This window comes from Candidatus Endomicrobiellum pyrsonymphae (assembly GCF_020328025.1).
GTDB classification, from domain to species: Bacteria; Elusimicrobiota; Endomicrobiia; order Endomicrobiales; family Endomicrobiaceae; genus Endomicrobiellum; species Endomicrobiellum pyrsonymphae.
This window is the reverse complement of record NZ_JAIXMZ010000050.1, coordinates 1-8887: the sequence shown is the minus strand read 5'-3', so window position 1 is coordinate 8887 and position 8887 is coordinate 1. Positions and strand designations below refer to the sequence as shown.

7 protein-coding genes, 3 tRNA genes and 1 pseudogene are annotated in these 8887 nt (G+C 34.5%); all 11 read left to right on the top strand.

The features are described from left to right. Nucleotides 1-639: pseudogene (locus LE180_RS05030) on the top strand (hypothetical protein); the annotation flags it as partial. Nucleotides 640-661: 22 nt separating this feature from the next. Then, nucleotides 662-982: a DUF1844 domain-containing protein gene (locus LE180_RS05025; protein WP_374134367.1), complete on the top strand. Its 321-nt coding sequence runs from the start codon at nucleotides 662-664 to the stop codon at nucleotides 980-982. A 192-nt stretch (nucleotides 983-1174) separates the two neighbouring features. Next, nucleotides 1175-1260 (top strand) — tRNA-Leu (locus LE180_RS05020). Nucleotides 1261-1325: 65 nt separating this feature from the next. Further along, nucleotides 1326-1398, top strand: a tRNA-Lys gene (locus tag LE180_RS05015). Nucleotides 1399-1451: 53 nt separating this feature from the next. Next, nucleotides 1452-1533: transfer RNA gene (locus LE180_RS05010), tRNA-Leu, on the top strand. Nucleotides 1534-1614: 81 nt separating this feature from the next. Then, nucleotides 1615-2943: a trigger factor gene (gene tig, locus LE180_RS05005; protein WP_374134366.1), complete on the top strand. Its 1329-nt coding sequence runs from the start codon at nucleotides 1615-1617 to the stop codon at nucleotides 2941-2943. Nucleotides 2944-3126: 183 nt separating this feature from the next. After that, entirely contained in the window at nucleotides 3127-3735 is a 609-nt protein-coding gene (locus tag LE180_RS05000; RefSeq protein WP_374134365.1) for an ATP-dependent Clp protease proteolytic subunit, read from the top strand. 66 nt (nucleotides 3736-3801) lie between these two features. Next, a complete protein-coding gene (locus LE180_RS04995) occupies nucleotides 3802-4590 on the top strand; it encodes a hypothetical protein (protein WP_374134364.1) in 789 nt (262 codons plus the stop codon). 80 nt (nucleotides 4591-4670) lie between these two features. Next, on the top strand, nucleotides 4671-5630 hold the full coding sequence (locus LE180_RS04990) for a site-specific DNA-methyltransferase (RefSeq protein ID WP_374134363.1): 960 nt from the start codon (nucleotides 4671-4673) through the stop codon (nucleotides 5628-5630). Nucleotide 5631: 1 nt separating this feature from the next. Then, nucleotides 5632-6879 carry an ATP-dependent Clp protease ATP-binding subunit ClpX gene (gene clpX / locus LE180_RS04985; protein ID WP_374134362.1) on the top strand — a complete coding sequence of 416 codons (1248 nt, stop codon included), beginning with the start codon at nucleotides 5632-5634 and terminating at the stop codon, nucleotides 6877-6879. Further along, nucleotides 6876-8887: endopeptidase La (gene lon, locus LE180_RS04980; RefSeq protein ID WP_374134361.1), on the top strand; the 2012-nt coding region annotated here is incomplete at its 3' end. The genes clpX and lon, both read left to right, overlap by 4 nt.

The following is an 8887-nucleotide window of genomic DNA, read 5'->3' as shown; positions in this document are numbered from 1 at the left end:
GCATTGCTTGGTTGGTCAACAGAGGATAGTCAGCAGATTTTTACAATAGAAGAGATGATACGAAAGTTTTCTACTGAGAGATGCGGAACTAGTCCGTCAACTTTTGACCCTGCAAAGTTGTTGTGGCTTAATGGTGAAAAAATTCGCTCCAAAACGCCGGAACAAATATACAATTTGTTTGTTGATTGGTTAAAATATACAAACAATGAACAATTAGTTGAGAACTGGGATGTTGAGTTGTTAAAGAAAGCCATGTCTTTGGAACATGATAAGATAAAATTGTTGAAAGATATTCCGTCTCTTGTGGATTTCTTTTTTACAAAAGAAGTTGATTATAGAGAAGAAGCAATAAACAAAGTATTCCTTTCAGATATATCTAAGGAAAGCGCAAAAATTGTTTTAACGGAAAGCATATCAAGGCTTCTAAATCAGCAGGATTTTTCCGCAGGAGCTTTAGAACAGTATGCAAGAAATTTAGCTACAGAAAAAGCTTTAAAAACAGGACAGGTGTTTCACCCCATAAGAGTTGCTATTTCAGGAAGGACGCAAGGTCCGAGTTTGTTCCATACGATGGAATTGATGGGCAAGGAAAAAGTTGTTAACAGGATTGATATAGCAATCAATAAATTTTTTAAATAATATTGTTTTACCAGGAGGAAAAATGTCAGAACAAGAAACTTTAGATTTAAATCCTTATTTTTTTAACATTATAACTATGTTTGCTTCTTCCGCTTGGTGCCAGCTTGGGAAAATTGCAAATCCTGTTAATGGCAAATTAGAAAGGGATTTACAGGGAGCCAAAACGACGATTGATATGCTTATTATGCTTCGCGATAAAACGAATGGTAATTTGACAAAAAAAGAAGAGGAAATGCTGACTTCGACAGTTTCTAATTTGCAGATTAATTATGCTGACGAGACTGCAAAACCTGAAACAAAAATAGAAGAAAAAATTGATGATAAGACTAAAGAGAAAAAATAGTTGTTATTGTTGGTGGAATTGCAAAAGATTCAATAAACAAAAAACTTTTTGAGCTTATTAAACGCCTGACTCCATAGAAAATAATTAATGTTTCTATGCCGTCTTGTCGTTGGGTTATTTGAAAGAATTTCGGAAATGTTATACAATCCCGGAGATTTAATAAAAAAGCTGTTAGTAAAACGACTTTCTTGTGGGCGGATGGCGGAACTGGCAGACGCACAGGACTTAAAATCCTGAGGCTCGCAAGAGCCGTGAGGGTTCAATTCCCTTTCCGCCCATATGGTCTCCGAGTATTTTCACATTAGCACATTGCGTTAATGTTAAGTTTGAGAATTGCACTGACGCGCTGCTAGCTCAATTGGTAGAGCAAACGACTCTTAATCGTTAGGTTATAGGTTCAAGTCCTATGCAGCGCATTTTTTGTGTCGCTATAATCGTCAACTGTATCACATATAATTACATTCACAATGCGGGCGTGGCGGAATTGGCAGACGCGTATGGCTTAGGACCATATACCGTAAGGTGTGGGGGTTCAAATCCCTCCGTCCGCATTGTAAACCAACAAAAGATGCTGTACTTCATTCTGTCGGTATTGCAAATAGTATTGATGTAGAATTAAAAGGGAAAAATAAATGGCTCAAGAGAAAAAGACAATTGATTTTAAATCCTCGGTTATTGACAAAAAATCTTGTTCCATAACTGTGGATGTTGAAGTTTCGGAAAATATTGTCGCAGAAGAAATTAACTCTGCTTTTAGTCAGATACAGCGAAAGGCTAGAATTGATGGGTTTAGGCAGGGCAAAGTACCTGTAAGTATTGTAAAGCAGAAATTTACCGCTGAAGCTAAAGATAGAGCGGTTGAGAGTATTATTAGGAAGACGGTTTTAAATGTTTTAGAAAAGGAAGTTTTTGCTCCAATTGATTTTCCTGTAGTTGAAGAGTTTAATTATGAACTTGGACAGGCTTTGAAATATCGTTTTACAGCTGAGCGTCATCCGCAAATTGACGCAAAAGATTATAAAAACATTCCTGTGATAAAAGAAGTTTTTAAAATTACTGATGAAAGTTTATCTCAAAGTCTTGATGCTTTAAGGGAGAGAAATGCGAAACTAGTACCGTCTAAATCTGGAGATATTACTAATGAAAGTTTTGTTTCAGTTGATTACGATGCTTTTGATACCGACGGGAAAGCTTTGCCTGAAATTACGGCCAGGGGACATATGTTAGATCTGAGTTCCGAAAATGTGCTTAAGGGATTTAGAGATGCCCTTGCAGGCACGAAAATCGGCAAAGAAAAAGACGCGGACATTGAATATCCTGCAGATTATCCTAATAAAACTTTGGCAGGTAAAACAATATCTTTTAAAATTAAAGTTATTGAAGTAAAAGAAAAAGAACTTCCTGAACTTAGCGATGATTTTGCCAAAGATATGGGAATCGAAAATCTTGAAGGTTTAAAAACAAAAGTAAAAGAAACAATAGAGGTTGAAGAAAAACGTCGCCAAGATATGAATGTCGAAAAGCAAATTATTGCTCATTTGCTCGAGAAAAACAAATTTGAAGTTCCTCAATCTTTGGTTGAAGAGCAAAAGAAAACTTTAGTTAAAAGAATGAAAGATTATATGCAAAATCAAGGCGCTTCCAAAGAATATGTTGAAAAAGAAGCAGAACTTAAAGACGCAAAATTTAAAGAAGAAGCTGAAAAAGATGTAAGGCTTTCTTATATTTTAAATGCAATATATTTAAGTGAAAATCTTACAGTAGCTGACGCTGATATTGAAGCAGAAAAAAATAAAATGAGAACTTCTAATCCCGGAAAAGAAAGCGCAGTTAATAAATACTTTATAGAAAAAAAAGAAAATATAATGCTTTCGTTAAAAGAACAGAAACTGTTTGGGTTTTTGATTGATAATGCAAAAATAAAAGTAGAAGAAAAAGATATGCCTTTGAAAAAAGATTAGCATAATGTAATTAAGTCGCTTTAAGTCGTGCTGTTAAGTTTTAACGCCATCTCGTCATTGCGAGACTTGCGGTGTTTACAAGTCGTAGCAATCTAGGCAACAACAATGCTGGGTTGTTTCATTTCTCGCGAAGCAGCCGCCGACGCAATTTAGAGCATTTGATTGTAGTGTGAGGAGAAAAAGATGCCGTCGTTAATACCAACAGTAATAGAAAGATGGAATCAAGGGTCGGCTGTAACATATGATTTATATTCGAGGCTTCTCAAAGATAGAATTATTTTTATTGGCGGACATGATGGGTCGATTGCCACCGATTCCGCAAACGTTTTAATAGCGCAACTTTTATATTTAGACTCAGAAGATCCCGGGAGAGATATAAGTTTATATATAAATTCGCCCGGCGGTATGGTTACTGCCGGACTTGCTGTTTATGATACCATTCAATTTATCAAAAGCCCAATCATTACGATTTGTATGGGAATGGCAATGTCTTTTGGAGCCGTTCTGCTCGCTGCAGGATCAAAAGGCAGAAGATACGCTTTAACTCATTCTAGAATTATGATACATCAGCCCTTAATTTATGGCGGAGGTTTATCAGGTACCGTTTCTGACATTGACATAGAAACAAGGGAATTGGTCTCCACCAAACAAAAACTTTCCGAAATACTTGCAAAACACACGGGGAGAACTACGGAACAGGTGTTAAAAGACACCGATAGAAATCATTACATGTCCGCTCAAGAAGCAAAAGAATACGGTCTTGTAGATGAGGTTATAGTGACTTTGAAGTGATTGGTTGCAATTTTTGAAAAGAATATGCTCATAAAAAACTATAATGATGATCGATATAGAGGAATAATGAAAAGTGTCGACGCATTGTGGAACAGAAATTGTGAAGAAAAGTTCTTTATGAAATTGTTAGAAATTACAACTGCAGAGAAGCTTTTTTACAATGCTGATAAACATCTTGTTGCATATTGGCCAAAATCATATGAGGGGGTGACGTCAACATTACAGAGTAGAAACTCATATATTGGGGATTTCACTGAAAAGTGGGTGACGGAGTTGATTTCTAGTGTTTTACCTAAAAGTTTATATGCGGTAAGTGATGTTGAATGTGCTGATTTGGGATTGACTTCGAAATCAGCGGCAGATGTTGTTGTTTCAAAAAGTAACAGTAAGAAACAAAATAGCGATGATATTTTGATTATTTTTGAGGTAAAAATGTCTATCGTTTGGAATTGGGAACTACAAAACTCAAAACTTCAGTGTCTTGGTGACTACAAGACTCATAGAGGGAATCCTAGTCTGCTGCGTTCGGATTCAATGTTAAAAGCGATAGGGAAAAGCATAAATATTAGGACTTCTAGCGAAGCTGCAAAGCGTATTCCCATAGTTATTATTGGGAATACCCCTATAACAAAAATTTATTATGAGAAGATAGATCATTTAAAAACGTCTGGCATAATACAAAATATCTGGTCGTTGAATCCATATCCTTTAGATGAAGTTACTGATAAGGATAATTTAAAAGAGACCAAAGATAAAGGTTTTCTTAGATTTGATTCTTTAAATGAATTAAAACATTGTGTAAAAGATTTATTAAGTTGTGATTTGAATTTTTTCTCAAGTATGAAAACAAAATAAGAAATAGGTAAATATATTACGATTGCCTGTAAAGAATCTACAAATGAAATGAAAGCAACTAAATTTTTGAGTTTACTAGAATGAACATAAATAAAAGCGCTAAAACGTTATTCTTTGGAAATTCCGGAAGACTGAATCATAATTCAGCGGATTTTTATAATAGCAGGATGTACGATAATATAAAAATAAAAAATAAAAATAAAAATTACGATGAGTTTGATCCTCTTCCTGAAAAAATTAATAAAATTTATTGCAAATCAAGTATTAAAATGGAAGAACTACCAGAGAATAGCATTCATCTTGTCGTTACATCTCCTCCATATAATGTTAAAAAAGAATATGATGACGATCTTTCTTTAGATGAGTATAGAAAATTACTCAAAGATGTTTTTTCTGAAACGTATAAAAAGCTCGTTGTTGGCGGAAGAGCTTGTATTAATATTGCAAATGTTGGCAGAAAGCCATACATTCCTCTCCATTCTTACCTAATAGAGGATATGATAAAACTTGGATATTCAATGAGAGGAGAAATAATTTGGAATAAAGCAGCAAGCGCAGGTACATCAACAGCATGGGGTAGTTGGAAGTCGGCTGCAAATCCAGTATTACGAGATGTACATGAATACATTCTAATTTTTTCTAAAGAGAATTTTTCGCGGAATGCTAAAAATAAAGAAAGTACAATTTCTAGAAATGAATTTTTGGAGTATACAAAAAGTATTTGGACTTTTCCAACTGTTTCTGCAAAAAGCATAGGGCACCCTGCTCCTTTTCCTGAGGAATTGCCTGAAAGGTTGATAAAATTATTTACTTTTAAAAATGATATAGTCTTAGATCCGTTTTGTGGAAGTGGAACAACATGTATCTCTGCGCTAAAAAGTAAAAGACGGTACATAGGTTATGACAATGTTCAAAAATATGTAAATCTTGCAAATAAAGGAATAAATCAGTACTCATGTGAAAATTCATCGTTTAGTTTGGCTGAAAAAACAAATAATAAGTACAAAGCAAAAAGAAAATATGAGAAAGTAAAGGATTAAAATGGAAAATAATTTTAACAATAATAGTAAAAATTGCATATTCTGTAACAAGGAGTATCCCCATAAGTTGGTAGGCGTAAATGGTGTTTATATCTGTGAAGAATGTGCGAGAAATTCGATGGAATTGTTTGACAGTTCTAATAAGCAAGCTTCTAAAGATGTCGTACTGAAATTGTTAAAACCGAGCGAAATAAAAAAAATTCTTGATTCTTATGTTATAGGTCAAGAACATGCAAAAAAGATTTTGTCTGTTGCTGTGTACAACCATTATAAGAGGTTAAAAAATTCTGCTGTTGAAAAAGATGATGTTGAATTGCATAAATCCAATGTTTTGCTTATAGGTCCTACGGGTACAGGTAAAACTCTTTTGGCTCAAACTTTGGCAAGAATACTTAACGTACCCTTTGCTATTTCTGATGCAACTACGCTGACAGAGGCAGGGTATGTTGGAGAAGATGTTGAAAATATACTTTTAAGACTTATACAAAATGCTGATTTTGATATTAAAAGAGCGGAAAAAGGTATAATTTATATAGATGAAATAGATAAAATCTCAAGAAAATCTGACATGCCGTCAATAACAAGGGATGTTTCCGGCGAAGGCGTTCAGCAGGCTCTTTTAAAAATTCTTGAAGGGACAATTGCAAGTGTTCCTCCTCAAGGCGGTAGAAAACATCCGCAGCAGGAATATTTAAAAATTGATACTACAAATATTCTTTTTATATGCGGAGGAGCTTTTGATGGACTAAATAAAATAATAGAAAGCAGATTATCAAAAAAGACTTTAGGGTTTATAAGAGAAGGTATGGATAACAGAGATAATTTTAAAAATGCCGATTTTGCGCTTTCTAAAGTTGAAAGCCAAGATCTGATAAAATTTGGATTGATTCCTGAGTTTATAGGGAGAGTGCCTGTTATTTCTACTCTTAATCATTTATCAACAGCAGATCTTGTTCATATTTTAACTGAACCTAAAAATGCATTGGTAAGACAATATAAAAAAATGTTTCAGTTAGAAAATGTTGAACTTGAGTTTGAAAAAGCTGCTTTGGAAAAAATCTCTGAAGAGGCTTTCAAAAGAGGTTCCGGAGCAAGAGGATTAAGGTCAATTATAGAAAATATTTTACTCGATACAATGTTTGACGTTCCAAGTGACCCTTCGGTTGTAAAAACTATAGTTACGGCTGAAACCGTATTAAAAAAAGAAAAGCCAAGTCTTGTGCGTAAAAATACAAAGGAGACTGCATGAGCGAATTGGATAGATTTAGCCCCGATAAAATTGAAAATCTCAAAATTCCAGATTTACTCCCTCTTCTCCCTGTAAAAGACATTATTGTATATCCGGCGATGGTTCTACCTCTTGCCGTAAGCAGAGAAAAATCTATAAGAGCTTTAGAAGAATCTATGGCCACAAATAGATTGGTTTTTATTGTTACGCAGAAAAATATTCAAGTTGAAGATCCAACTCCCAAGGATGTTTTTAATATAGGCACAGTTTGCGAAGTATTGCAGATATTAAAAATGCCTGACGGGACACTAAAAGCTCTTGTGGAGGGTATATGCAGAGTTCAATGGACTGATTTCAGATTAAGCGATAAAGGTTACATTGAGGTGGGTGTAAAAGTTTTCGACGAAAAAACCGAAATAACACCTGAAGCGGAAGCAATTATGAGACGCTCTATTTCTTTTTTTGAGCAATATGTAAAATTAAATACAAGAATGCCTATGGAAATTTTTATTTCTATAAGCAATATTACGGATCCTGCAAGACTTGCAGATACAATTGCTTCGCATCTTGCGATAAAGAATGTCGATAAACAATCAGTTCTTGAACTTGTAAATCCTATCGAACGTTTGGAAAAAATTATACAGATTCTTAATTCAGAAATAGAAATATTAAGTATTGAGAGACGCATTCAGGTCAGGGTAAGAAATCAAATAGAAAAAACGCAAAAGGAATATTATCTTACAGAACAGATGAAAGCTATTCAAAAAGAGCTTAAGCAAAAAGATGACATTCAAAAAGATGTTGACGAATTAAAAGAAAAATTAAAAAATACAAAAATGCCTCAGACTGCAAGAGATGCTGCAGATAAGGAGATGTCAAGACTTGAAAAAATGATGCCTATGTCTCCGGAAGCCACTGTTATAAGGACTTATATCGAGTGGATTTTAGATTTGCCTTGGGAAAAATCGACTACTGATAATTTGGACTTAAATAGAGCTAAAGAAGTGTTGGATCAAGATCATTACGGATTGGAAAAAATTAAGGACAGAATCTTAGAATATCTTGCCGTTTTATCAAGAGTGCAAAAGATCAAAGGTCCCATTCTTTGTTTTATAGGACCTCCAGGGGTAGGCAAAACTTCTATTGCTAAATCTGTAGCAAGAAGTCTTGGGAGAAATTTTATACGTATTTCTATGGGCGGTGTGAGAGATGAGGCTGAGATAAGAGGGCATAGACGCACATACATAGGATCGCTGCCGGGGAAAATTATACAATCTATAAAAAAAGCAGGCTCTAACAACCCTGTATTTATTCTTGATGAAATAGATAAAATGGGGTTCGATTGGAGAGGCGATCCGTCTGCCGCATTGCTTGAAGTTTTAGATCCTGAACAAAATTATGCTTTTGGTGATCATTATCTTGACGTTGATTTTGATTTATCAAATGTTATGTTTATAACTACGGCAAATTCTTTAAATAATATTCCAAATACTTTGCTTGACAGATTGGAGCTTATAAGATTTTCAGGTTATACAGATGAGGAAAAACGTCATATAGCTCAGGACTTTATAATTTCTAAACAATTAAAAGAACATGGATTAACTTCTGAAGAACTTGTTTTTGCAGAAGGCGCGCTTGATACTGTAATTGCTAGTTATACACGTGAAGCTGGTGTTCGTAATTTGACTAGAGAAATTGCCAGTCTTTGTAGGAAAGCGGCGAAAGAACTTGAGTTTAACAAAGAATTAAAATCTGTAACGATTACGACTGAAAATCTAAATAAATATTTAGGTATTGCTCATTATGAAAGGGAAAGAATTGCGGCAAATGATATAGGTGTAGCGACAGGGCTTGCGTGGACTGAAGTTGGAGGAGAAACTCTTACTATAGAAGTAAATAAAATGAAAGGCAAAGGTTCTTTGGTTCTTACGGGAAAGCTTGGCGATGTTATGAAAGAGTCTGCACAAGCTGCTTTAACGTATGTAAGATCAGCATTGCAAAAACTCAAAATAGATGAGAATATGTTTTC